This window comes from Paenibacillus monticola, assembly GCF_009664975.1.
Lineage (GTDB): Bacteria > Bacillota > Bacilli > Paenibacillales > Paenibacillaceae > Paenibacillus_AQ > Paenibacillus_AQ monticola.
Genome location: NZ_WJXB01000019.1, coordinates 1 through 24,423 on the forward strand (window position 1 = coordinate 1; position 24,423 = coordinate 24,423).

General features: G+C 46.1%; 27 protein-coding genes, 12 tRNA genes and 1 rRNA gene. 38 read left to right on the plus strand and 2 right to left on the minus strand.

Features of this window, described 5'->3' with window-relative positions:
- Window positions 1–202 precede the first annotated feature (202 nt).
- The 13 genes from rrf (at window position 203) to GJB61_RS29055 (ending at window position 1,442) form a co-directional block, all read left to right on the plus strand.
- A 5S ribosomal RNA gene (rrf, locus tag GJB61_RS28995) occupies window positions 203–319 on the plus strand.
- 5 nt (window positions 320–324) lie between these two features.
- Window positions 325–400, plus strand: a tRNA-Asn gene (locus GJB61_RS29000).
- Window position 401: 1 nt separating this feature from the next.
- Window positions 402–477: transfer RNA gene (locus GJB61_RS29005), tRNA-Thr, on the plus strand.
- 11 nt (window positions 478–488) lie between these two features.
- A tRNA-Glu gene (locus tag GJB61_RS29010) sits at window positions 489–563 on the plus strand.
- A gap of 41 nt (window positions 564–604) precedes the next feature.
- Window positions 605–680, plus strand: a tRNA-Val gene (locus GJB61_RS29015).
- 51 nt (window positions 681–731) lie between these two features.
- Window positions 732–805 (plus strand) — tRNA-Gln (locus tag GJB61_RS29020).
- 5 nt (window positions 806–810) lie between these two features.
- Window positions 811–886, plus strand: a tRNA-Lys gene (locus GJB61_RS29025).
- A gap of 16 nt (window positions 887–902) precedes the next feature.
- Window positions 903–986 (plus strand) — tRNA-Leu (locus GJB61_RS29030).
- A 7-nt stretch (window positions 987–993) separates the two neighbouring features.
- Window positions 994–1,068: transfer RNA gene (locus GJB61_RS29035), tRNA-Gly, on the plus strand.
- 12 nt (window positions 1,069–1,080) lie between these two features.
- Window positions 1,081–1,157: transfer RNA gene (locus GJB61_RS29040), tRNA-Arg, on the plus strand.
- A gap of 32 nt (window positions 1,158–1,189) precedes the next feature.
- Window positions 1,190–1,263, plus strand: a tRNA-Pro gene (locus GJB61_RS29045).
- Between the two features lie 12 nt (window positions 1,264–1,275).
- Window positions 1,276–1,349: transfer RNA gene (locus tag GJB61_RS29050), tRNA-Gly, on the plus strand.
- A gap of 19 nt (window positions 1,350–1,368) precedes the next feature.
- A tRNA-Pro gene (locus GJB61_RS29055) sits at window positions 1,369–1,442 on the plus strand.
- A 78-nt stretch (window positions 1,443–1,520) separates the two neighbouring features.
- Here the strand turns inward: GJB61_RS29055 and GJB61_RS29060 are convergent.
- Both GJB61_RS29060 and GJB61_RS29065 read right to left on the minus strand, forming a co-directional pair.
- Complete coding sequence (locus GJB61_RS29060) at window positions 1,521–1,934, minus strand: ImmA/IrrE family metallo-endopeptidase (protein WP_154122525.1); 414 nt, start codon at window positions 1,932–1,934, stop codon at window positions 1,521–1,523.
- Window positions 1,935–1,970: 36 nt separating this feature from the next.
- Entirely contained in the window at window positions 1,971–2,414 is a 444-nt protein-coding gene (locus tag GJB61_RS29065) for a helix-turn-helix domain-containing protein (RefSeq protein WP_154122526.1), read from the minus strand.
- 288 nt (window positions 2,415–2,702) lie between these two features.
- Here GJB61_RS29065 and GJB61_RS29070 point away from each other — a divergent pair, with 288 nt between their 5' ends.
- The 25 genes from GJB61_RS29070 to GJB61_RS29185 all read left to right on the plus strand — a co-directional run bounded on the left by GJB61_RS29070 (window position 2,703) and on the right by GJB61_RS29185 (window position 24,340).
- Window positions 2,703–3,227: an ArpU family phage packaging/lysis transcriptional regulator gene (locus tag GJB61_RS29070; protein WP_154122566.1), complete on the plus strand. Its 525-nt coding sequence runs from the start codon at window positions 2,703–2,705 to the stop codon at window positions 3,225–3,227.
- Window positions 3,228–3,415: 188 nt separating this feature from the next.
- Complete coding sequence (locus GJB61_RS29075) at window positions 3,416–3,583, plus strand: hypothetical protein (protein WP_154122527.1); 168 nt, start codon at window positions 3,416–3,418, stop codon at window positions 3,581–3,583.
- Between the two features lies 1 nt (window position 3,584).
- Window positions 3,585–4,001, plus strand: coding sequence for a phage tail terminator family protein (locus GJB61_RS29080; protein ID WP_154122528.1), 417 nt, complete (start codon window positions 3,585–3,587; stop codon window positions 3,999–4,001).
- A complete protein-coding gene (locus tag GJB61_RS29085; protein WP_154122529.1) occupies window positions 3,998–4,180 on the plus strand; it encodes a hypothetical protein in 183 nt (60 codons plus the stop codon). The genes GJB61_RS29080 and GJB61_RS29085 overlap by 4 nt, the downstream gene beginning before the upstream one ends.
- Complete coding sequence (locus GJB61_RS29090) at window positions 4,180–5,502, plus strand: phage tail sheath family protein (RefSeq protein ID WP_154122530.1); 1,323 nt, start codon at window positions 4,180–4,182, stop codon at window positions 5,500–5,502. The genes GJB61_RS29085 and GJB61_RS29090 overlap by 1 nt, the downstream gene beginning before the upstream one ends.
- Before the next feature lies 1 nt (window position 5,503).
- Complete coding sequence (locus tag GJB61_RS29095) at window positions 5,504–5,974, plus strand: phage tail tube protein (protein WP_154122531.1); 471 nt, start codon at window positions 5,504–5,506, stop codon at window positions 5,972–5,974.
- Window positions 5,975–6,099: 125 nt separating this feature from the next.
- Entirely contained in the window at window positions 6,100–6,522 is a 423-nt protein-coding gene (locus GJB61_RS29100; protein WP_154122532.1) for a phage tail assembly chaperone, read from the plus strand.
- A gap of 195 nt (window positions 6,523–6,717) precedes the next feature.
- Complete coding sequence (locus GJB61_RS29105; protein ID WP_154122533.1) at window positions 6,718–8,757, plus strand: phage tail tape measure protein; 2,040 nt, start codon at window positions 6,718–6,720, stop codon at window positions 8,755–8,757.
- Between the two features lies 1 nt (window position 8,758).
- On the plus strand, window positions 8,759–9,505 hold the full coding sequence (locus tag GJB61_RS29110; protein ID WP_338116189.1) for a LysM peptidoglycan-binding domain-containing protein: 747 nt from the start codon (window positions 8,759–8,761) through the stop codon (window positions 9,503–9,505).
- An 11-nt stretch (window positions 9,506–9,516) separates the two neighbouring features.
- The gene (locus GJB61_RS29115; protein WP_154122535.1) at window positions 9,517–10,479 is read left to right on the plus strand and encodes an XkdQ/YqbQ family protein; all 963 of its coding nucleotides are present in this window, start codon (window positions 9,517–9,519) and stop codon (window positions 10,477–10,479) included.
- Window positions 10,480–10,485: 6 nt separating this feature from the next.
- Window positions 10,486–10,779, plus strand: a complete 294-nt coding sequence (locus GJB61_RS29120; protein ID WP_154122567.1) for a DUF2577 domain-containing protein — start codon at window positions 10,486–10,488, stop codon at window positions 10,777–10,779.
- Window positions 10,776–11,207 (plus strand): DUF2634 domain-containing protein, encoded by a 432-nt coding sequence (locus GJB61_RS29125; protein WP_154122536.1) that lies wholly within the window; start codon window positions 10,776–10,778, stop codon window positions 11,205–11,207. Before GJB61_RS29120 ends, GJB61_RS29125 begins: the two co-directional genes overlap by 4 nt.
- Complete coding sequence (locus GJB61_RS29130) at window positions 11,200–12,258, plus strand: baseplate J/gp47 family protein (protein WP_338116190.1); 1,059 nt, start codon at window positions 11,200–11,202, stop codon at window positions 12,256–12,258. The genes GJB61_RS29125 and GJB61_RS29130 overlap by 8 nt, the downstream gene beginning before the upstream one ends.
- A 3-nt stretch (window positions 12,259–12,261) precedes the next feature.
- Window positions 12,262–12,873, plus strand: a complete 612-nt coding sequence (locus GJB61_RS29135; RefSeq protein ID WP_338116191.1) for a putative phage tail protein — start codon at window positions 12,262–12,264, stop codon at window positions 12,871–12,873.
- A gap of 12 nt (window positions 12,874–12,885) precedes the next feature.
- Complete coding sequence (locus GJB61_RS29140) at window positions 12,886–14,424, plus strand: hypothetical protein (protein WP_154122537.1); 1,539 nt, start codon at window positions 12,886–12,888, stop codon at window positions 14,422–14,424.
- 13 nt (window positions 14,425–14,437) lie between these two features.
- On the plus strand, window positions 14,438–14,797 hold the full coding sequence (locus tag GJB61_RS29145) for an XkdW family protein (protein ID WP_154122538.1): 360 nt from the start codon (window positions 14,438–14,440) through the stop codon (window positions 14,795–14,797).
- Window positions 14,797–14,907: a CD1375 family protein gene (locus GJB61_RS32040; protein ID WP_229522518.1), complete on the plus strand. Its 111-nt coding sequence runs from the start codon at window positions 14,797–14,799 to the stop codon at window positions 14,905–14,907. The genes GJB61_RS29145 and GJB61_RS32040 overlap by 1 nt, the downstream gene beginning before the upstream one ends.
- Before the next feature lie 82 nt (window positions 14,908–14,989).
- Window positions 14,990–15,442, plus strand: coding sequence for a phage holin family protein (locus GJB61_RS29150; protein WP_154122539.1), 453 nt, complete (start codon window positions 14,990–14,992; stop codon window positions 15,440–15,442).
- Window positions 15,423–16,109, plus strand: coding sequence for a M15 family metallopeptidase (locus GJB61_RS29155; RefSeq protein WP_420819782.1), 687 nt, complete (start codon window positions 15,423–15,425; stop codon window positions 16,107–16,109). Before GJB61_RS29150 ends, GJB61_RS29155 begins: the two co-directional genes overlap by 20 nt.
- 244 nt (window positions 16,110–16,353) lie before the next feature.
- Entirely contained in the window at window positions 16,354–17,247 is an 894-nt protein-coding gene (locus tag GJB61_RS29160) for a LysR family transcriptional regulator (protein ID WP_338116192.1), read from the plus strand.
- Between the two features lie 219 nt (window positions 17,248–17,466).
- Window positions 17,467–20,259, plus strand: coding sequence for a phosphoenolpyruvate carboxylase (gene ppc / locus GJB61_RS29165; RefSeq protein ID WP_154122542.1), 2,793 nt, complete (start codon window positions 17,467–17,469; stop codon window positions 20,257–20,259).
- Between the two features lie 279 nt (window positions 20,260–20,538).
- Window positions 20,539–21,105 (plus strand): RNA polymerase sigma factor SigW, encoded by a 567-nt coding sequence (sigW, locus tag GJB61_RS29170; protein ID WP_239714445.1) that lies wholly within the window; start codon window positions 20,539–20,541, stop codon window positions 21,103–21,105.
- Window positions 21,106–21,225: 120 nt separating this feature from the next.
- Complete coding sequence (locus GJB61_RS29175) at window positions 21,226–21,840, plus strand: zf-HC2 domain-containing protein (RefSeq protein ID WP_154122543.1); 615 nt, start codon at window positions 21,226–21,228, stop codon at window positions 21,838–21,840.
- 210 nt (window positions 21,841–22,050) lie between these two features.
- The gene (cdaA, locus tag GJB61_RS29180; protein WP_154122544.1) at window positions 22,051–22,881 is read left to right on the plus strand and encodes a diadenylate cyclase CdaA; all 831 of its coding nucleotides are present in this window, start codon (window positions 22,051–22,053) and stop codon (window positions 22,879–22,881) included.
- Entirely contained in the window at window positions 22,874–24,340 is a 1,467-nt protein-coding gene (locus GJB61_RS29185; protein ID WP_154122545.1) for a CdaR family protein, read from the plus strand. Before cdaA ends, GJB61_RS29185 begins: the two co-directional genes overlap by 8 nt.
- Window positions 24,341–24,423 lie beyond the last annotated feature (83 nt).

Consider the following 24,423-nt stretch of genomic DNA (forward strand, 5'->3'; position numbering starts at 1 on the left):
GTGCAGCAATGCATGGAGCTGACCAATACTAATCGGTCGAGGGCTTATCCTAAACAAGCAAGAAACGCAAATTCGATTCGGATTCAGTTTTCAGGAATCAATTTTCTAATCGATGGAGTCCTAGTGGCTACTTGGTGAAGATATTGTTTTCAGCATTTGGCGATGCTGTACCTGAATAATGCATTTACGCTGTAAATGCCCGTTTGGTGGCGATAGCGGAGGGGTTCCACACGTACCCATCCCGAACACGACCGTTAAGCCCTCCAGCGCCGATGGTACTTGGACCGAAGGGTCCTGGGAGAGTAGGACGTTGCCAAGCGATTTTCCCTGATAGCTCAGTTGGTAGAGCACTCGACTGTTAATCGAGTTGTCACAGGTTCGAGCCCTGTTCGGGGAGCCATGCTCTCATAGCTCAGTAGGTAGAGTGCATCCATGGTAAGGATGAGGTCACCGGTTCGAATCCGGTTGAGAGCTCCACAGATTTATTAGGCCCGTTGGTCAAGGGGTTAAGACACCTCCCTTTCACGGAGGTAACATGGGTTCGAATCCCATACGGGTCACCAAATTTCACTTATCCTTACCCTTTGAGGGTCACCATACATACGGAGGCTTAGCTCAGCTGGGAGAGCATCTGCCTTACAAGCAGAGGGTCGGGGGTTCGAACCCCTCAGCCTCCACCATAATCGTCATTATATTCTGTGAGATTATGGGCAATATAAGGTATCCAACATTGGGGTTTAGCCAAGCGGTAAGGCAACGGACTTTGACTCCGTCATCATAGGTTCGATTCCTATATCCCCAGCCAAGTGAGAGCCATTAGCTCAGCTGGTAGAGCACCTGACTTTTAATCAGGGTGTCGAAGGTTCGAATCCTTCATGGCTCACCATTTTTATTTGTATTGTGCGCGTGTGGCGGAATTGGCAGACGCACTAGACTTAGGATCTAGCGTTTATGACGTGGGGGTTCAAGTCCCTCCACGCGCACCACTTATTTGCGGACGTGGCTCAGCGGTAGAGCATCGCCTTGCCAAGGCGAGGGTCGCGGGTTCGATTCCCGTCGTCCGCTCCAATAGTTTTATATGCGCCCTTAGCTCAGCTGGATAGAGCGTTTGACTACGAATCAAAAGGCCGGGGATTCGAATTCCTCAGGGCGCACCATTTTTTTGGAAGCATTCTTAATTTTATATTGTCGGGACGTAGCTCAGCTTGGTAGAGCACCTGGTTTGGGACCAGGGGGTCGCATGTTCAAATCGTGTCGTCCCGATTTTACACCTTTGCGGGTGTAGTTCAATGGTAGAACTTCAGCCTTCCAAGCTGATAGCGTGGGTTCGATTCCCATCACCCGCTCCATATTTTATTTTTATAGTTTCGGGACGTAGCTCAGCTTGGTAGAGCACCTGGTTTGGGACCAGGGGGTCGCATGTTCAAATCGTGTCGTCCCGATACACTTACAGTTCATAGCTGACAAAAACTCTTACTTAGGTAAGAGTTTTTTGTTGTTTTATTAGAAAGAACCATTTATTAATCTTGTGTGTAGAATCTAACTTCCGGAGGAATTCCAATCCGCAAATAATAACTGTTCAGTGACTCATCCTGATCGGGAAGACTATTGGCAGATAGTAGCTTCAAGGCAAAAAGGTTGGCTTGACGTTCCAGCTTACCTGGTGAGAAGTAGGAACTCTCTTCCAGAAAAAAACGGTTGATGCCTTTGTGGAGGCGATCATGTCCTAATTCATGCGCACAAACAAATCGCTGCCACTCTAGAGGTAGCTCATTATGAATGACAATAAATCTTCTTCTTAATTTCCTGTAATATAAGCCCTTTGTGACTGCTCCCAGATTCATGAAACGAATGTGTATCCCGAGCGCTCTGGAAAGCTCAAATGGACAGTTGGTTTTATATTTTTTAAGCAAATTATTGATCAATTCATCCATTTTCTTCACCTGCAGCATGTTAGTGTAGTAGTAGTGTTATTTATTGGACTCTGGATCATTCTTCTGTTGTTTTCTTTTGTTCATTTGTTTGGCCTCCCAGAACAAACCAGTCAGCACATCCTTTATCCTCTGTTTGTCTTCCTGATCTAACGGTATCCCGTCAAACATTAGCTCTCCGTCATCCTCCAGCATCTTTCGAAAATCTCGCTTATCCTTGCTTGTAGCCCACTCTGGAACGACATTAACACTGGATGGGGCCTGTTGCGGTAAATAACCAGCGTGCTCCATAAGCTCCTCATAGGAGACCTCAATAGCTTGAGCAATTTTACGCAATGTATCAGGCTTAGGAACACCTCTCAGTCCATTTTCTATCCGTGAAATCTGTGAACCGCTAATTCCGGCTGCTGTTGCCAAATGGTTAATCGTCAGTCCCTTTGCCTCTCGCAGCTGTTTCAGATAATCCCCAAATTCTGCTTTCATCTTGACCGACTCCTTATCTGCTATTGGCTATTGCTATTAATATAAGCCATTTTTACCAAAAGGTAAATATGAAAAGAGCAGTATGATGCCAAAAGGCAAGATAAAATAGGGAAGTATGGCTTTTTTGGACTAAAACAGCCTCAAACGGCATTTTACGGAATTGGTAGATAAGTGGTATATTATAGAAAAATACGAACAATATACGAACAAGAAGAATTCTACCATATTTCTCTAGGGATTTCTGCTAATTTATTTTCTATCCATTAATCACAAAGGAGTGCATACATGATGAACTTGTTAACTTCAACTTTACCGGAACTGGATCGCCGTCAGACTCAAATTGCTATAGAAGGTCTGTTAGAGAAATACCGCATTTTTAAGACAGTTACATTTGAGGCAAAGGAGGCCGGAATCACTTACTCTTATACTGAGAGATTCCATGGTCCTACGAATACTGTTACTGATCAGACTGCCGCGCTTGCTGCGCATAATGTAGACGTGCCTGCTGCTAGGAGAGCTTTTTGTACGGCGATTGATTCTGTTGTGGAGAGACTTGAGACGAGGGAGCAGCAGTTGGTGCACGAAAGGTATATGAAACGGGATGAGACGTACGATTACACGATCTATAATCATGTGTTTGATCCGCCTGTCAGCAAGGACACTTATGTAAAGATACGCTCGAAGGCTTTTTATAAGATGGCATTGGCTTTAATGGATCTTGGACTGCTGTCTCTGAATTCACTAACAAAAGCAACTCCTAAAACGCAGACGGAACTGAAAGAACATGCAGAGAGAATCGGCAGCACAGTTTAAGTGGGTGGGTGAAATCAGAAGTATGAGATGGAAAATTGGATTTTAAAAACAACGATCCTGGCTGTATTGTCCTTAATGGATGATGCAGTTTTTTTTCGGCGAAAAAGCGCTCTAAGCCATCCCTAACTCATCCCAAACATCGCTGGAATACCGTCTCTAGGCGGAAGTTGAGGGGGTATGATTATAACATGGCAAATGAAGCAGAAGAACACCGCAGGAGCATGAATGCTCTACTAAACACTATCGCGGTGAAAGATTCTTCTAAGCAGTTGCCTAACCAAGAAGTGGATATTATCCCTAGTGGATCGTATCCATTTTTAATTCCTAGTTCAAAAAGGAGGATGAGTATTTATTAACATGTCCGCACAACAACAACTGCGGGATAACATCACAAATGCGCTTGAACGGTATTTTCCAGATATACCCGTTTACGTGAATGGAGAGAAACCGCAGGCAGCTTATTTTCAACCGGCAATGATCTCAGCAACCTTTGATCGGCAGCGTGAGGGCAGGTATCTGGCTGTTTACCACTTTGGTATCCGCTATGAGCAGGGCAGCCTGCTAAGAGGTGAGGAAATGGCTGATGAGCTTCGAGAAGCGCTGGCAGTGATTGAGAAGGAAGATGTTTCTGTGCGCAGTGTTCGGCATGCTTGGGAGGCTGGGACAGCCGAGCGGGGGCCGCTTTTTACGGTGGATTATATGCTTTATCTGCAAAGTGATCAGTCGGAAGCGGTGAAGATGGGCCAAATGACAGGAGGAGAACAACTGAAATGAGTACAAATGAGACAAGCAGTAACAGTAATTTATTTGGCAAAGGGCAGATTATGGAATCGACGATTTTTTTACCACAGGAAAAAGATGTGCTGAACGTTATTTTGCAAGATGAACAGAGCTATACGGTGGAAGATGCGAAAGAATTACTGGTACTTTTTTTAAATAAGGAGGTTATTTAATGGTTGGAGGAACATGGACAACGCAAAATAAGGTGCGCCCCGGAGTTTACGTAAATGTAGCAACGAATCAAAGTGCCATCGGTAAAATGGGGGAACGTGGAATCACGGCACTGGCGCTTACACTGCCTTGGGGGCAATCAGGAGTGATTGTTAAGCTAACACCGCAGGATGATGTGGCTAAGCTGCTAGGCTATGATCTGACCCATCCTACGCTGCTGTCGGTGCGTGAAGCACTGAAGCGGGCTGGAACGTTGCTGCTGTATCGTCTGAATGAGGGCGTAAAAGCGGCGGTGACTAATAACGGACTACAGATTACTGCAAAATACGGTGGCGCTCGCGGCAATGATATTTCTGTGGTCATTGAGAAAAACATCGAAAACAATGTGTTGTTTGATGTGAAAACGCTCCTTGATGGTATAGAGCAGGATAAGCAAACGGTGGGAGTTGCTGAAGCATTGCTACCCAATGATTATGTGCAATTTCAAGTGAACGGTACGACTGGCTTGTCGCTGACCGCAGGTTTGCCGCTAATAGGTGGAACGAACGGTACAGTGACTAATCAGGAGCATAGTGATTTCCTATCTGCGCTGGAGGTTCAGGACTTCCAAACGGTAGGTTTATTGTCTCAGGACAACTTACTTAAGGCGTTATATACCTCATTCGTGAAGCGCTTGCGTGATGTCGAAGGGAAAAAGGTACAAACAGTATTGTCGGACTACGCCACGGCTGACCATGAAGGGATAATCAGTGTCAAGAATGGTGTGGTACTGAGCGACGGTACAACCATCGATAAAACAGGCGCGGTTGCCTGGGTGGCTGGTGCTACTGCGGCTGCTGCGGTGAATGAATCGCTGACTTATCAAGCCTATGACGATGCGGTTGACGCTGATGTACGCTTTAGCTATTCCGAGACGACAGCAGCATTGTTAAACGGTGAGCTGCTCTTTACTTACAGCGGAGGCCGGGCTGTGGTGGAACAGGATATTAATACATTTACGGCTTATTCACCGGACAAGGGCAAAGCTTTCTCTAAGAATCGTGTGCTGCGTGTGTTGGACGGAATTGCGAATGATTTGAAGACTATTTTTGAAAGCTATTTTATCGGCAAGGTAGCAAATAATGAGGACGGCCGTGCGCTCTTCTGGTCGCAATGTGCGACTTACATGAATGAACTGCAAAATATCGGGGCCATTGAAGGTTTCAATTCGCAAACAGATATCGTCGTGGTGGCTGGTACGGATAGTGACAGCATTGTGCTGGAAGCTGCCGTGAAGCCAGTAGATTCGGTTGAAAAAGTATATATGAAAGTGAAGGTGGTTTAAGATGGCGTTCTTGAAAGCTAGCGATACCCTTTCCGGCCAGGAAGGCCGCGCTTATGCTGTAATTGGTACACAAACGGAAGAAATGTTCTACGTGAAGACGATGGAAGCGACTGTAGAGAAGCAAAAAGCGGAGGTGAAGACACTTGGCCGTCGGGGCGTTCAGCATAAAGCGACCGGGTGGTCGGGCAGCGGATCGATGACGATTTTCTATATGACCAGCCGTTTCCGCCAAATGATGCTGGATTATATGAATACGGGTGTCGATCAATATTTTGATATTGAAGTCACGAATGAAGACCCTTCATCCAGCGTTGGAGCGCAGCGGATTTTGCTAAAAGGTGTGAACTTGGATAGCGTTATTATGGCTTCGCTCGATACCGAGTCGGATGCGTTGGAAGAAGAAGTGAGCTTTACCTTTGAGGATGTGGAGATTGCACAGGCCTTCGGGACAGCGGCAGGAACTGGTCTGTAAGCTGTTAAGGATATCTATCGAGATGTGAAAGAACCAATATAGATGTGAGCAAGAACGGCCCGGGTGTGAGGTTGGCAGCGGGCCTCTTCTCTGTCTATAATTAAATCAATTTCAGGAGGATAACAATGAGTGAATTAAGTTTGTTTTTTGCACAGAATGTGGCTTGTGATACAACGGAAGAATTTGTGGTCTCCCAACGATTTAAAGATAAGGAAGGGGCCGCCGTTGCTTGGAAGCTGCGCAGTATGACCGAGGATGAGAATCAGGAATGCCGTAAAGCTGCTACTCGTAAGGTGAAGGGGAAGAATGGAGCTTACACTCCTGAAATTGATCCCAATGATTATATGGCCAAGCTGATGACATCCAGTGTCATGCATCCCGATCTGAAAAATGCGGAGCTGCAGCGCTCTTACAGTGTCCTTGGTGCTGAAGCACTGCTGCGCAAAATGCTGCTGCCCGGTGAGTTCGCGGCACTTGGGGAGCGGGTACAGGCCCTGAATGGCTTTGGTACTGATATGAATGAGCTGGTAGATGAAGTAAAAAACTAATTAACGGAGGCGACAGTGAAGCCAACCTGGCTTACTACGCTCTCCACGAGCTGCATATTTTACCGCATGAGCTGATGAAGCTGTCTACACGTGAACGAGCTGCTATTTATGCGATGATCGCTGTTCGGGTGGATGAGGAGAAGCGTCAGCAGGCAAGGAGTAAGGGGAAGAAAAGATAATGAGGGAGGTGAATGAATGGCAGGTATACAGACTAATATGGCTGGAATACAGCAGGTCTCAAACCAATGGCTTACTGACATTACGAACCAGATTACTAATCAGGTTTCTGCGAATATATCGAATTCCTTTTCCGCGACGCTGAACCGAATTAGTATGAAAGTAGTCAATAAACCGGTATATAACATTATTAATGATTACAGTTCTGCTTATACCAGGATAGAAGCTTCTATTGGAGGGGCTGTCGAAGCTCAAAAAAGGCTGAATTCAGCGGCGGGCACCGGAGTCGGAGAGGCTCAAAAACAAGTGAGTGTGTGGGAAAAGCTTACAGGAGCTTTTGATAAAGCTAAAGGTGTTGCGGAAAAAGTTAAAGGTGTAATGGAGAAGGTTCTTGAGCCAGCCGCGGAACAGCAAAAATGGGGGGATCTGTTCAAGGCCAAAACTGGCGATTCTGCTGTCGGCCTGGCCATGTTTGATAAATTTAAAGAAAGAGCGCTTGAGACCGGACAGGATGTAAGCAAGTCGATGGAGAGTGCCTTATCCTTTTACCCCAAAACTCAAAATACTGATCAATTGGACAAGTTAATGGACTATTCCACAAAAATGAGTATGTTATCTCCGGAAGGCAAGGACATCGGGGACACCTCATCGGCGATTAGCTCCGCTTTTGAGGGGGATTCCGGTGAGCTGGCTTCTATGTTGCAGGTCGATGAAGAAGATCTGGGTGGGCTGGATCTGGTAGCCAAGACGGGGAATATGGAAGCGTTCCTGAGCACCTTGGGCGATATCATGAGTACAGCGGGAATGACTAGCGATGCGCTGCAGATAATGATGGATTCTCCTGTGAACCAATGGCAGACGCTGATGGGTAATTACAATAACTCATTGGCTTCTATGGGACAGGGGGCTTTGCAAGCTTTTGCTCCACTACTAAGTATTCTAAACGAAGCTTTTTCGGATGGAACCTTTCAACCGATCATCGATGGTATGGCAATCGGGTTGGCCCTGTTGGCGCAAGGTTTCTCAGCAGTTGTGCAGGGTGCGCTATTCCTTTGGAGTGTGCTTAGTACTACATTACCATTTGTATTACCAATCATTCTGGGGATTGTTGCGGGTGTATTAGCGTACCAAATAGCAATGGGAGTAGCCGCAATTGCGACTAATATGGCTGCAATTGCCACAGGTATTGCAACTGTAGCACAAGGCATTTACAACGCTGTGATGAATGCTAATCCTATTGCGCTTGTAATTGGGCTAATTATTGCGCTGATTGTTGCTTTCTTGGGAATTGTTGCGGCTCTTCAACCGGTGAGGGATTTTCTGGCTAATCTGTTCCGGTCAATAGGGCAAATTGTAGCTGATTTTGTTGGATTTGTGATTGATATGTGGGCAGGATTTATCAATGGTGTTATTGACGCTGCCAACTTTCTTATTGGTGGTATTAATAAAGTGGTTGGGGCTGTTGGGAAGTTCATCGGGATTGATACGGCGATTAATATACAGCTTGAGCATGTGGATAGCAGTGAGTTCAAGCAGGATATTCAGGCCAATATCGAGGGGACTTTCAATGCAGCAGCGGATAATACCCAAGATTTCAATATGGATAAACTCAAAAAGAGTTTGAATATTGGGGGCAATAGTTCAAATAATGAAAGCACTACCAACCAATGGAATTCAACCCATCCTGGGGACACCTCCATCGTTCCGAAGGCGCCAATTCCCAAAAGCGTACCAGTCCCTAGCATACTGGATGGTATGAAGAATTTCACGGGTAATTCGGGTCTGCCGGCAGCAACTCCGACAAATATTAACAACGTAAAGAGTGTGAACGAATTAGGCTCCATCAACGACACCGTAGACATCTCCAGCGATGACCTGAAAATGCTGCGTGAGCTGGCGGAGATTCAGTCCATTCAGAATTTTGTCGAGCTTACGCCGACGGTGCAGGTGACGACTGGCAATATCAACAATGCTGGAGACATCGACGCCATTATTAATAAGATCGGGCAAAAGCTGAATGAGGAATTTGTCTCTACAGCTCAGGGGGTGTATACGTAACGTGGAGGAGTATGGTATTTTTCTTAGCTTTAACAATCAAGAGGATCTGTTCAGGCTGCCCATCAACCCGGAAACGCTGGAGATCAAGGAGTCAGGGGATGGCAAAAGCTACACCATTATTGATTTGGGTGAAATTAATGCGATTGCTTATCCGAAGCTGACGGAGATTAGCATCGAAAGTGTTTTTCCGGCGCAAAGGTATCCCTTCGTGCTTGTGCCGGATGCGGAACTGCGGAAGCCTTTCGATTACGTGGAGCTGATTAAGAAGTGGATGGTGAGCCGCAGGCCGATCCGGTTTGTTTTTTCCGGAGTAAAGATCCCGGAAATGGAAAAGGATGAGCAAAAGAATAAGGTACAGAATTGGCTTGAGGAATCCAAGCGTAGTGAGAAACAGTCCTTTACGAATGATTTTGCGATTAATATGGCTGTCAGTATCGAAGGTTTCACCTGGAAGCTTAGCGCAGGGACGTCGGGTGATATTGAATACACGCTATCCCTCAAGAAGTACGTATTCTATCAGGCAGTCGCTGTTAAAGTCGTCAATGGTGAAGCAAAGGCGGAGCAGAAAAGAGCCAGTGAAAAAAAAGCTCCGGCTACCTACACCCTGAAGGCTGGGGACAGTCTGTGGAGCATTGCCCAAAAGATTTTTGGCGATGGCAGTAAGTATAAGGCCATACAGAAGCTGAATGGCATTCCTGATAGTGAGCTGAAGAAGCTTCCGGTCGGCAAAGTCATTAAGCTGCCGTAGGAGGGGAAGACATGGAGCTGCTTGTAAAGAACAAGGAGGGCAGGATCTGGGATATCTCTGGCATTGTGACGGATATCTCGCTTAAGACTGCACGTACTGGTAAGCCGGCTACACTGGAGCTGACGTTAGTGGACAGCGGAGTGTACCAGCACCCGAAGTTCGGCATTAATAACGGCGATATTGTCCAGTTTAGTAAAGATGGCATGGATGTATTTTATGGCTTTGTCTTTAGCTTGGATACGGGTTCGGATGAACAAATCAAGCTGACAGCGTATGACCAGATTCGTTATTTGCTGGGCAACGGGAGTTATGTATTGCAAGATGTGACTGCGAGTGAAGTCATTGAGAAAATCGCGAAGGATTACGGACTGAAGACCGGTCTGTTGGACCAGACGGAATATCGTATCCCTTCGCTGATCGAAGATGATAAAAAGCTGCTCGATATTATCATGGGAGCCATTGGCAGTGAACTCCAGTACAAGGGGATGCTAATGGCTTTTTACGATGACTTTGGCAAACTGACACTACATCAACCGGATGCGATGCTGCTGAATCTGGTACTGGGAGCGGGACACTATCTATACGACTACTCGCTAAAAAGAAGCATTGATGACGATACGTACAACACGATCTTCCTGTATAAGGACAATGAAGAGAATGGGCAACGTGAATTTTTCCCGGTTAGTGATAAGGAGAATGTGAAACGTTGGGGAATTCTGCATCTGTATCAAAAAGCGGATGACAAGGCTAACGATGCACAGATCCGCGAGAAAGCGAACAATCTGTTAAAGCTGCATAATCGGGAAAAGTTAAGTCTCTCTGTGCAGGCAATTGGCGATATGCGGGTAAGGGCAGGCAACTTCATTTATGTATTGGTTGCTGACTTTGAGACCCAGCTGTTCCTGGTGGACCAATGTACACATAAGATTTCTGGAGGGGAGCATACCATGTCCCTCGATATAAAGGTGGTGTAGCAATTGATGTTGGATATTATTAAAAAAGCGAGCCTCGGAGCCGTCGGCAGTACGAATCCGGTGGCTTTTTCCTATGGAACGGTAACATCAGCAGTTCCGCTGCAAATTCAGATCGATCAACGTTTCATTTTGTCAGGACCAGCGCTTGTTCTCCCCGAAACCGTAATGGAAAGCAAGCTTGAGCTGGATGGCAAAGAGATAGTGCTGCGACGGGGATTAGAGTCTGGAGACCGAGTGCTGTTAGTTCGTATGCAGGGCGGACAGAGCTATCTCGTACTCGATCGGTTGGTGAGCCTATGATACCGGCGATAGGAGCGGCAGGACCGATAACAACGCTGTTGGCAGGAGATTCGACGCTGGAGAGTGCAGAGGTTCCGAGTCTTACGTACAGGATGGATTGGGACGGGAAAAGAATTCTGAGCCATGTGGATGCACTTAAAGCGGTTGAGCAAGCAGCGGTGAAGATTTTGCGAACCGATCGTTACGAGCATTTGATCTACAGCACAAATTATGGAACAGAGTGGAGTCTGGTGCTTGGAAAAGACCGATTGCTGGCAAGATCCGAAATCAGGCGCATCGTTAGCGAAGCTTTGCTGCAGGATGAACGAATAACCGCACTCGAAGCGCTGGATGTTGCCTTTATCGGTGACACTCTGAGTATCTATTGTAATGTCATTACACGTTATGGAAATTTCCAGTTGAGAAAGGAGTTGAAGGAAAGTGTATGAGGATCAGACGTTTGAGGTCCTGCTGGAACGGATGCTGGACAGGGTTCCGGAAGGAATGGACAAGCGCGAAGGCAGCATTCTTTATGATGCATTATCTCCGGCAGCGGCTGAGATGGCTCAGATGTATATAGAGCTTGATGTGAACAATAATCTGAATTTTGCGGATACGGCTACCGGTGAGTATTTGGAACGTTGTATTGCTTGGTCAGGAATTCAGCGGCGTCCGGCAAGTAAGGCGCAATTGCGGGGGTTATTTTATAACAGTAGCGGAGAGTTGTTGGATGTTCCACTGGGCAGCCGCTTTTCCCTGGAATTGTTGAATTATAAGGCTGTGGAGAAGCTTTCCCCAGGCACCTATCGTTTAGAGAGTGAAACTGCCGGTGTGGATGGCAATCGTTATTTTGGTGCGCTGCTGCCGGTAGATTATATTCCCGAGCTTGCGCGTGGAGAAATAGCAGCATTGCTAATCCCTGGTGATGATGTTGAGGATGATGAAGCGCTGCGTCAGCGCTATTTCGATTCGGCTAGACGCCCAGCGACCAGCGGCAATAAATATCATTATATGGAGTGGGCGCTGAAGATTGTGGGTGTGGGCGGAGCACGTGTTTTTCCACTGTGGAACGGTCCCAAAACGGTAAAAGTTATTATTGTAGATAGTGAAATTCTACCTGCTTCCGAGCTGCTAGTGTCCAAGGTTCAACAGTATATCGACCCACTACCTGGTCAAGGCGAAGGGCAAGCTCCGGTTGGTGCAGTGGTGACTGTAGCTCCGGCAGCAGGGAAAAATATCAGTGTCAGTGCTAAGGTCACACTTGCTCCGGGTTATGTACTGCAAACGGTCAATGATCAATTCAAGGGAATTCTGGAGAATTACCGCAAGCAGAAAGCTTTTGCGGCTACTTATGTTAGCCAGTCCGTAATCGGTGCTTTGTTGCTCTCTACGGAGGGTGTTGTTGACTATACAGAGTTGAGATTAAATGGTGGGGCTGGAAACGTGCTGCTAAATGAGGCTGAAGTGCTGATGTTCGGCATTGTTGCACTGGAGGTGTAATGAGTGAGCGATGGTAATTTTTTATACAGCTCCGTAGGGTACCCAGCGAACATGGACAATGCCGACCAGAACGCTGCTGAGGCACAGGATCTTATGCAATATCTGCCGGACTATTACCAAGGTGTTCAGGAAATGGAGGAGCTGCAGGCAATACTCGGTATTGAGATCGGTGGTCTAAAAATAGGATCAATAGATGTATTGAATCAGGCCTTTGTCGAAACGGCTACTTGGAGTCTTGGACGCTGGGAACTGGAGCTTGGATTAACTAGCGATCCCTCAAAGTCGCAGACTAGCCGCCAGGAGATGATTAAAGCGAAGCTGCGGGGGAGCGGGACGACAACGCCGGAGATGATCCGGCGGACCGCGTCGGCTTTTTCCGGAGGGGATGTAGAGGTTGTCGAAGTGCCGGCGGAGTATCGCTTTGAGATACGTTTTGTCGGAACCCTGGGCATCCCGCTGAACATGGCGGGGTTAATTCAGATCATTGAAGAGATCAAACCGGCGCATTTAGCTTATGAGTTTGTGTACAGCTATACCTGGTGGGCCACGCTCCGATCGATGAATTGGAATGTTGCTCGTGCAAAGACATGGAATGAATTAAGAACTTATAGTTAGGAGGGTGAGATCATGCAAACCACAGGAAACTTAGGACTGAAGAAGCCAGAGGGTACAGATATTGTTGATATTACAGATCTAAACGGGAATATGGATATTTTGGATAACACCGTGAATGGAAAGGTAGATAAAATCTCAGGTAAACAGTTGTCCACCAACGACTACACTGCAGCTGAGAAAACAAAGCTAACGGGGATTGCTGCGGGTGCGAATAATTACACACACCCCAATCACACGGGGGACGTAACCAGCACTGGAGATGGCGTAACAGCCATTACCCCCGGGGTTATTGTGGACGCTGATGTGAATGCTACAGCGGGGATTGCTGCAACCAAGATTGGGACAGGTGTGGTATCCAACACTGAATTTGGTTATTTGGATGGTGTGACTAGTGGGATTCAGGCGCAGCTCGCTGCACGGCCATTGTTGACGACTACGCCGCAGCAGACAACGGCGGCACTTACGTACTATGTAAGGACGGATGGGAATGATAGTAATACGGGGTTGGTGAATACGGCGGGTGGGGCGTTTAAGACGATAGCTAAGGCTGTTTCTATGATTCCACAGATTGTCAATCATGACGTAGCAATCACAACGGCGGCGGGTACGTATACGGATGAAATAGTTCTTGGTGGGTATTCGGGTAGTGGTCAAATTGTAATTTCTGGCGCTGCTTCCGTGTCTGCTTCTATCAACTATAAAGTAAAAAATGTATTCGCTACAAGAAACTCAATTCGTATCAACATTAACGGTTTTGAGTTCACGGATGCTCCAGCAATCCGAAATAACTCCTGCGTCTATGTAATGGAGAATCCAGGATTTTTTGAAGTCGCAATATCGCGGTCTGTCTTCGTGAATACCGCTAAAAACGGGGTTAGTATTTCAGGAAGTGCCACGGTTAACGTGTATAACTGTGAAATAAGTAATAAGCAATATGCCGTATTTGCCTCCTACAAGGGAAGTGTTGCAGTGCAAGAAACAATAGGAACTGGGAACACCTACCGATTCCGTACAGTGGCAGGTGGTCGCATTGATTATTTCAATTGCGCAATAGCAGGACTTGACGCCGTTTCAGATGCTGGAATAATCATGGGTGCTCCGGGCATTGTTAACCCATGGGGAGACAATACTTTAAGCATGCGCCCAGCGATGAGAGCATACGCTCATGGTACAACTAGTCAAGCATTATCAGCAGCCGTGTGGACAAAGGCGCAGTTTCCACAAGAAAACGTAGATAACCTTTCTAATTATGACCCGTCTTTGCATAGATTTACCGTGTCGCAAGAAGGAATTTACCAAATTAATTCGGTTGTGACTTTTCTCAATCCATCAGCTGGCGCTGCTTGTGAGTTATATCTATACGTTAATGGTGCTGGTTATCGACGTTTGGGATACGCTCCAGCACAAGCGGGTACTAGCATGTGCGTTACGGGATCGGCGTCCGAACTTTTACACAAAAACGATACCGTAGAGATTTATGTATGTTGTGGGAGTGCTTGTAATCTATCTTTGGCAACAGATAGCAATTTCGAGATTGTCAGAGTAGCATAGGAGGAAAATAAGGATGAATATAGCACAAACAATCATGTATCTAAACCCGACAGCCAATCCTATGACTGATTTCGTAGTACAAGATGATTCGGACGGCGAGGGCCCGTATATCGCTGCATGGAATCTACCGGATCCCCAACCTACCGAAGCGGAACTGCAATCAGCTTGGGAAGCCTACCAAGAAGCCGAAGCCAACAAGCCTCCGCAACTGACAGAAATTGAACAAGTCCGTGAAGAGCTAGCACAGACGCAGCTTGCACTTACTGACAACTATGAGCAATTGTTGGCCACTCAAGATGAAGCCACGAGCGCGCAGTTGGCTTTAGCGGAGATGTACGAATTGGTTCTTGTACTGGCTGGAGGTGAGAAGTAATGCCAAAAATTTATGCGAGCTTGATCCGTAAGGGGCTTAAGACGTTGGAAGAGGTTCCTACTGTAATCCGCGAGGAAGTTAGGTTGTTATTGGATGATGTTCAAAACTAGCAACGCCTATAGAGAAGGCGTTTTTATTTTGCCCTCGGGATTTCCCGAGGGCTATTTTTGTCCTAAAGAAGGGGGGAGCGATATGGATGAAAAAGGTCAAATCGTAATAGCTGTATCTGCCGCAGTAGGGGCTGCTGTGTGGTACCTATTTGGAGGATGGACCATTATGCTGCAGGCATTGCTTATATTAGTATTCGTGGATTGGGTAACAGGTTGGGCGGCTGCATGGATACACGGGGAATTGCGTAGCATGAAAGGATTCATTGGAGTAGCGAAGAAGATATCTATTTTTATTTTTGTTACAGTTGCTCATATTATTGATGCTGTGCTTGGAGATATGCACTATTTGCGTGATACAGTAGTGTTTTTTTATTTAGCAAACGAACTGCTCAGTATCATTGAGAACGCCGGGAAAATGGGGGTGCCGATGCCTCCGATTTTTAAAGATGCAGTGGCTTTACTTGAGAGTAAATCGGGTACCAAGCAGGAGAACGGAGGCAATAATGATGTTAACGATGAACCAGGTGAAAAATAAATCAGCCCCCTATCTACTCGGCCTGCACCCCGTAGTACTAACCGCTGCTACGCTGCTGATTGAGCGCTCTTATACACGCGGTGTTCCAATTCTTATTACCCAAGGGCTGCGCACAATTGTTGAGCAGAATGCGTTATATGCGCAAGGCCGTACTAAGCCGGGTTCCATTGTCACTAATGCCCGCGGGGGGGAGAGCTACCACAATTATGGGTTGGCTGTGGATTTTGCACTATTGTTGCCGGATGGGAAAAGCGTCTCTTGGGATATGAATCGGGACGGCAACAGGGATCATACTGCGGATTGGCAAGAGGTGGTTTGTCAGGGGAAGGCTTTAGGTTTGGAATGGGGAGGGGATTGGACCAGCTTCAAGGACTACTCTCATTTTCAGCTGACTTTTGGACTAACAATTACGCAGCTATGTGCGGGATCTAGACCCTCCCCCTCTGCAGTAGAAGCAGCGAACAGGATCATCAATCAGGAGGAGAACCAGATAGTGGAGAAAGAGGTCATCGCAGTTGTGAAAGTTAATGGGGTTAAGATAGCAGATGGATTTCTGGATAACGGTATAACCTATGTACCAGTGCGCATTCTTGCTGAAGCACTGGGAGCACAGGTAGGTTACGACTCTACAACTAAAACGGTTGAGATTACAGCACGCGCCAAGTAGTAATGCAATAAAGATCCAGGCGTATCCGTCGAAGTAGTTGAACTGGATAAGTAGGTGAATAATTTCAGGGGCTTTTCTGAAAGGTCTTGATTGACCTAAGGAAAAAGCCCTATTTTACTATAAATGAAGATTTCCCACTATATTTACTGGGTGTAATGCAGATATTAACTTTTTCAGCGATTTGTTTTAACATACATAGAATTTTTCAATGCTATCGTGTAGTTATAGGCGAGGAGTGTTGAGTGTGAATCTGAATTTAATTAAACTGCAGATCGTTGAGCTGCTGAATAAACATAAGAAAATAACGGCAGTAGCCGATGAACTCGGACTAAAGCAACCTACGGTTACGTATCACCTGAAGAATCTGGAGCAGCAATTGGGTGGAAAATTATTTGAATCCAGGATGGACAAAATGATTCTGACGGAGAGCGGAAGAGCGTTTCTTCATTATGCAGTCAAGATTAATGCCCTCGCCGCTGAGGCGGAGCGGGTCGTTAAGGAATTTAGTAACGCAGGGCGGGGAACACTTAAGATTGGTGCTAGTTATGTACCTGCTACCTATATCCTTCCAAGAATATTGAGCCAGTTTGGAGAACAGCATTCAGGGGTAACTATCTCATTATCCGTTAAGCCGTCTCCTATGATTAAAGAAATGCTGGTGAGCCATGAGATTGATCTTGGTATTTTATCCACGGAATCCTTTTATCTGCCCAATCTGCATAATCAGGCGCTCTGCGAGGATGAACTTGTTTTGGTATTTGCTCCCAGTCATGAGTTTGCTGTCCTCTCTGAACTCAGTCCGTTGGTCATTGCTTCGGCAAACTTCATTCTGCACGAAAAGGAATCAAGCACGCGCCAAATGACGGATAAATGGTTCGAGCAATGTACATTGCAGCCAAAAGCTCCAATTCTGCTGGATTCTCTTGAGGCTATTAAACAATCCTTGCTAAGCGGGAAGCATGTGTCCTTCATTTCAAAGCTGGCTGTAGAGGATGAGGTAGCTAGAGGGATACTAATGATGCGGACCATACCAGACTATAACTTTCACAGGCATATTTTTTATTCCTATAATCGTGATCGGCATTACTCTCCTTTAATTGGACTGTTTATAGATTTACTCCGCACAATTCGCCTCTAAGTACATAAATACTCTATTATAGAAGCTATATAGCTAACAGACGTCGTTAAATATTTTTGACTGTATAAATACTCGAATTGGTGTATAATCTTAATTGCTGTAGCGCTTTACAGCGTAATATAGTTGGAGATTTCCGAGCGGTTTTATTGTATGATATGAGGAAAGCTTCAAATAGACAATGCTAAAAACATTGATCCGGAAGAGGATGGGGGGAGCAGAATGACCGAACTTACGACTACCGTTAGCAAAAGCAACTCCAACAATCTGCTGCGGCGGGACGTACGGTTCCTGGGGAATATTTTGGGCGAGGTCTTGGTTCACCAAGGTGGTAACGAACTGCTGGAGATCGTGGAGAAGATCCGCGAGACCAGTAAATCTTTGCGCTCATTGTTTTTGCCTGAACTGCACAGTGAATTTAAGGAGTTAATCAGTTCTCTGGACCCAGAGAATCGTCATCAGGTGATACGGGCTTTCGCCATTTATTTTCAATTGGTGAATATTGCCGAACAGAATCACCGGATTCGCCGCAAGCGTGACTATGAACGTTCAGCCGGGGAGACAGTACAGCCGGGTTCGATCGAAAGCGCGATTCAGGAGCTCCGCGAACGTGATTTCTCCCAGGAAGATGTGCGTGAGATTATCAAAGGCATGTCGTTGGAGCTAGTTATGACGGCTCACCCCACAGAAGCCATGCGCCGGGCTATTCTTGATATTCATAAGCGGATAGCTGACGATGTGACGGGCCTCGATAACCCAACCTTAACCTTCCGGGAACGTGAGCAACTTCGGGAGAAGCTACTTAATGAAGTAATTACATTATGGCAAACGGATGAGCTTCGTGATCGTAAGCCTACGGTTCTCGATGAAGTTCGTAATGGAATGTATTATTTCCATGAGACGATCTTCCATGTTTTGCCGGATGTTTACCAAGAACTCGAACGATGTTTAAGTAAATATTATCCAGGGCAGAACTGGCATGTGCCAACCTATCTACGCTTTGGATCGTGGATTGGCGGCGACCGTGACGGTAACCCTTCCGTAACTTCTTCCGTAACGCTGGAGACGCTTCGTATGCAACGTAAGTTAGCCATCAGGGAATACCAGCGTATCATGCGTGAATTGATGCAGTACCTAAGCTTTAGCACAAGTATTGTCAATGTAACACCGGAACTGCTCGAATCCATTGAACTGAACCGGGGCATTCTCAATATCGATAAGGGTAAAATGTGGCATAATGACAACGAACCCTACCGAATTAAGCTTAGTTATATGATCGCCAAGACACAGAACGTGCTGGATGATGAGAAAAAGGGCACGCCGGAGCGCTATTCTTCACCTGAGGAGTTCATTGATGATTTGAATGTTATCGACCGCAGTCTACGGCATCATTATGCCGATTATGTGGCCGACACCTATATAAAGAAGCTAATCCGTCAAGTCGAGCTGTTCGGTTTCCATACAGCAACCCTTGATGTTCGCCAGCATAGTCAGGAGCATGAAAATGCGATGACAGAAATCTTGGAGAAAATGAATATCACACCGGATTACTCTAAGCTGACAGAGAATGAAAAGGTCAATCTTCTGGAGAACTTGCTTAATGATCCGCGGCCTTTAACTTCGCCTTATCAGGCTTATAGCGAGAGTACTGAGGAGTGTCTGGGAGTGTACCGGACCATATTCAAAGCCCAGGATGAATATGGCAAACAGTGTATTACGAGTTATCTCATTAGTATGGCTGAGGCTGCGAGTGACATTCTTGAGGTTATGGTATTCTCCAAAGAGGTTGGTTTATTCCGCAAGGACAATGATGGTACGGTCGTATGCACCTTGCAGGCTGTACCGCTCTTTGAAACTATTGAAGATCTACATGAGGCCCCACAAATCATGCATACGCTGCTTAGTCTGCCTATCTACCGTGATGCGGTAAGAGCTATGAATGATCTGCAAGAAATTATGCTTGGTTATTCGGATAGTAATAAAGATGGCGGTGTGGTGACTGCTAACTGGGAGCTTCGCGTTGCTCTGCAGCAAATTACAGCTACAGCTGACGAATTTGGCATCAAGCTGAAGTTCTTCCATGGACGAGGCGGAGCGCTTGGACGCGGTGGAATGCCGCTGAACCGTAGCATCTTGGCCCAGCCAGCTTCAACTATTGGTGGGGGCATTAAGATTACAGAACAGGGTGAGGTTATTTCCTCCCGTTATTCGATGCAGGGTATTGCCTACCGCAGTTTGGAACAGGCAACCTCAGCACTTGTGACGGCAGCGATTAATGCCAGAACGCCACAAGCAGATTTGTATGAAGCCAAGTGGGATGAGATTGTCGCCAACATTTCCGAAGTCTCACTGAACAAATATCAGGATTTGATCTTCCGTGATCCGGATTTCCTGACCTACTTCAAAGAATCAACGCCACTACCTGAGGTTGGAGAGCTTAATATCGGCTCCCGTCCTTCCAAACGGAAGAACAGTGATCGATTTGAGGATCTGCGGGCTATCCCATGGGTATTTGCTTGGACGCAGAGCCGCTATTTGCTACCGGCTTGGTATGCCGCTGGAACAGGGCTGCAAAGCTTCTATCAGGGTAAGGAAGAGAATATGAAGATCATGCAGCATATGTATGAGAGCTTCTCCTTCTTCACTACTCTGATTGATACGCTGCAAATGGCTATTGCCAAAGCGGACTTGGTTATCGCCAAGGAATATGCAAGTATGGGCAAGAATGAGGAAGCACGTCTACGGATCTTTGGACAGATTGAAGAGGAATTCAAGCTGACCTCAGAGCTGATTCTCAAAATTACTAGACAGCAGGATATTCTGGATAACGTACCTGTTATTCAAGAGTCGATCCGGCTGCGCAATCCTTACGTCGATCCGCTGAGTTATCTGCAGGTTCAATTGTTGTCCGAACTTAGAGAACTTCGTGACGGTGACGGTGATGATCCAGATCTGCTGCGCGAGGTATTGCTTACCATTAACGGAATTGCTGCCGGCCTTCGGAATACGGGCTGATATTCTGACCAATTTAACTATTACTAACCGTCCGCCCGTATCTGGGCGGACGGTTGTTTGTGTATGTTCTAACAATAACAGCGATTCAAAAGTCACAGGTTCTCGTAGTTGCGGCATATTAACGAATTGAATTTGCAGTGTTATGGATTAAATTGTATAGAAGGTAACAATACATACCTTGATTTTTGCACAAACATGAATTACGATTTAAGTGCTTGTTCTATGGATATTTTGTAAATGCTGGAATACCAAGGGCGGCAAGTCTGGGGGAGTTAACAGGTGGAGAATCCGGAAGGCAGATTGACAAAGCTCGCCTTGAAAGGCGACCAAAGGGCATTTGCTGAGCTTGTAGAACTATATAAAGACAAAATATATCATTTAGCTTACCGAATGCTGAACAACCGCCATGAGGCGGAGGATATTGTTCAGGAGACCTTTTTGCGTGTGTATAGAAACTTGGATCGCTATGATGATAAACAGAAGTTCTCAACTTGGATATACCGGATTGGCACGAATCTTTGTATCGACAGGTTGCGCAAGCGGAAGCCAACCTTTTCTCTGGATGCCGAAATGAACGACCAGGAGGGCGTTGATGGCTATTCACTGATTCCGAGCGACAATGTGACGCCAGAGACGGAATTGTTGCTCTCCGAGACGCAGAGACTGATTTATGAGGCCATTGACAGCCTACCTGTGAAATATAGGTCGGTGATGATTCTGAGGTATCTGCAGGATTTGTCGCTTCAGGAGATTAGTGACGTGATGGATATACCTGTAACAACGATTAAGACCCGTGTACATCGTGGGCGTGAATTTTTACGTAAAAAATTAGGCCCCAAAATGTAAAATAGATTTAATTTTGTGAAACGTCTTGCTAACAATGGCGTATGTAAGTTAAGCAAGTCTTATGTACCTGCCACTTTGTCTTAGGATAATTAAATAGCACTCATGAAAGGATTGGCTCCTATGGAATGCAAACTGGCCGTCTCTATGATGCATGATTACTTGGATGACGACTTGCCCGGACAGCAGCAGAGAGAATTGAAGGAGCATCTTCTATCCTGTACAGATTGCCGTGTGAAGTTCAAAGAATTGGAACAGACCGATATGCTGATGTTCTCCCTGATGCACCACAATCCTGTGGCCTCAGAGGATCTTGTAGACCGGATTATGAATTCAATACCGAAATCCAAGAAAGAAAGAGGCTTTGTCACCTGGATAAAGAGACATCCTGCGCTTACAGCAGCGTCCCTATTTCTTGTTGTCATGCTGATGAGTACAGTTACTCTTGGAAATTCGGACAGACAGCTAGTGGTCAGGGGTTCCGATCTTGATCAGGTTGTCATCAAAGGAGATACGGTTATTGTACCTTCCGGCAAAGTCATTTCCGGTGATCTTACAGTGGAGAACGGCAAAACTCAGGTATTCGGGGAAGTAAACGGCAATGTAACAGTCATCGACGGTTCTCTATATCAAGCATCAACGGCTCATATTTCCGGGCAAGTCAAAAGCATAGACCAAGCGGTAAGCTGGATCTGGTATAAAGTGACAAACATGTTCTCTGAAGTCGCCTACCGTTAATTAATGTTGGTTGCTTTAAGCAGGAATATCCTTTGCGCCTCTTTTTCCGGAAAGATGGCGCTTTTTTATGTCTGAAAAGGCATATTTTATAAATGACATTTGTGCTAAACTTGCAACCTGAGCGTGAACGTTATAACCTAGGTATGATACAGAGCTAACAGATATTTTACATAAACCCAGCTTATTATGAAATGATGGGGGTTTTAGGCAATGAGTTATTTTACAGACCTTACATGGAAAGAGTCCATTAAAGATATAATCGATATACTGATCGTCAGCTACATTATTTATAAAGTGCTCAACATGGTGCGCGGTACCCGTGCGGTTCAACTGCTGAAGGGTATTCTAGTGCTGGTTGTTATTTGGGCGCTCAGCACCCTCTTAGATTTGTACACACTGAAATGGCTAATGAATCAGATGTTTACGTTTGGAGTGCTGGCGGTATTTATTATTTTTCAGCCGGAACTGCGAAGGGGACTGGAGCAGCTGGGTCGAGGGAAGTTTTTCGGACGAGCTGTGGAGAATGATGAAGAGATTGGAAAGTTAATAGGCGAAGTTATTAAAGCTGTGAATTATTTAGCACAACGAAAGATAGGGGCATTAATTGTATTCGAGAGAGCCACGGGGCTTAATGAATATACAGAATCCGGTATCCCTATGCGTTCTTTGGTCAGCTCCGAGCTGCTGATTAATATTTTTATACCGAATACCCCTCTGCATGACGGGGCCCTTATCATGCAGGGTAACCAGATTGCGGCTGCCGCCTGTTATTTGCCATTGTCGGAGAACCCATTTATCAGCAAAGAGCTGGGGACACGGCATCGTGCGGCTATCGGGATTAGTGAAGTGGCAGATTCCGTGTCTGTTATTGTATCAGAGGAGACCGGACAGATTTCCCTGGCCATTAATGGTCAGATCGTGAGAGATATAAAAGAAGAATCGTTGATTTCCAAGCTCTATCAAGAATTGCGTTCGAATTCTCCACTGAAGGATAAAGGTTCTGCTTTCTGGAAACGGAAGGGGGACAAGAGCAATGGATAAGTGGATGAAGAATAACAATTTCAATAAAATCCTTGCACTTGCGTTCGGAATTATGCTGTGGGCCATGGTACATGTCGATACCGTGCCTGTGTCGCAGACGACGGTAAGCACCCAAACAAAGATTATTGAGAACGTGAAGATCAATGTTACCGGCTTTGATGAAGATAAATATGTTATGGATAAAGATGTGGATAGCGTAAGAATGGAAGTTCAGGGCAAACGATCGGATATCACCTACAAAGTATCGGATGCTTACGAGGTGACGCTTGACCTAAGTGATGTTCAACCAGGCGATACTACGCTCCCACTGCAGTATTCGCTGCCTAAAGGTGTGGAACTCGTCAGAATGACACCTGAAGAAGTGAACGTGCATATAGAACTGCGGAATACGAAGTCTTTTCCGATAACGATGATAACTAAAGGTAAACCTGCGGATGGTTATCAGCTCGGCACCCCTGTCCTTCAGCCAATAGGTACAGCCGAGGTTACCCTTGCTGCCAGTGAGTTGAGTAAAGTGGCGAAGGTGCAAGGAACGATTGAGCTGGATGGCGAAAGCGATACATTCAAAGAAAATAAAATGAAGCTTTATGCTTACGATAGCAGCGGCAATGAAATTCCAAATGCAGTAATCGAGCCTTCAAGCGTATCTGTTGAAATCCCGATAACCTTACCTTTCAAAAGTTTACCCCTGGAAATTGGTTATACGGGTCAGCTTCCGGACTCGCTGGTATTATCCAGAGTCACTCCAGAACTCGAGTCGGTTGTAGTCTATGGACAGAAAGACGTTTTGGCATCCTTATCTTCATATGAGGCTGCAATTGATCTTAGTTCTATTGATGCCGCAGGTACAGCGCAGCTAAAGGCGGAACTAAAGCCTCCGGCAGGTATTGAGAAAATTGAGCCTGCAACGGTAAATGTTACGGTATCCACCTCAAAGATAGCAGAGCGGACCATTGACAGCATTCCAATTAAGCTGGAGGGCGTGAGCAGCGGATTAGAGGCAGTTATCACTACACCTGAGAGCAAAGCTATTTCACTTACATTAGCTGGGGCACCCACTCTATTGGACCAGCTGGATCAGGACAATATTGTGGTAATTGCTGATGTTAGCGGACTTGCTGCTGGCACTCACGAAGTGGCTTTACAGGTGTCTCTGCCCCGGTTCATTGCACTTGGAAATTCGAGTGAACCATTAACTGTAACTGTGCAAGTGCAATCACCAGCAACTCCAGTTCCCTCGAAAGCACCGGAAACGGGGAGTGTAGCCACTCCGGAGCCAAGCTCTGAACCTGTCGTAGGCGATGGAGACGTTACAGAGGCTCCTACGCATAGTACCGGAGCTGTTGAAACGACAGCACCGACCCCGAGCCCCGTTCAGTCTGATAGCGCTGGGTCGAACAGCGGGACGGCTAATGGCACCGAGATTACAGGGAACGCCGCAAGTACAGGCGGGACGTAACTTTTTGGATAAATTCACGTCTATTTATATGTTCTATTTGCACACAGAGCAGGTATTAAGCCATACAATAATTCATTAAGCTA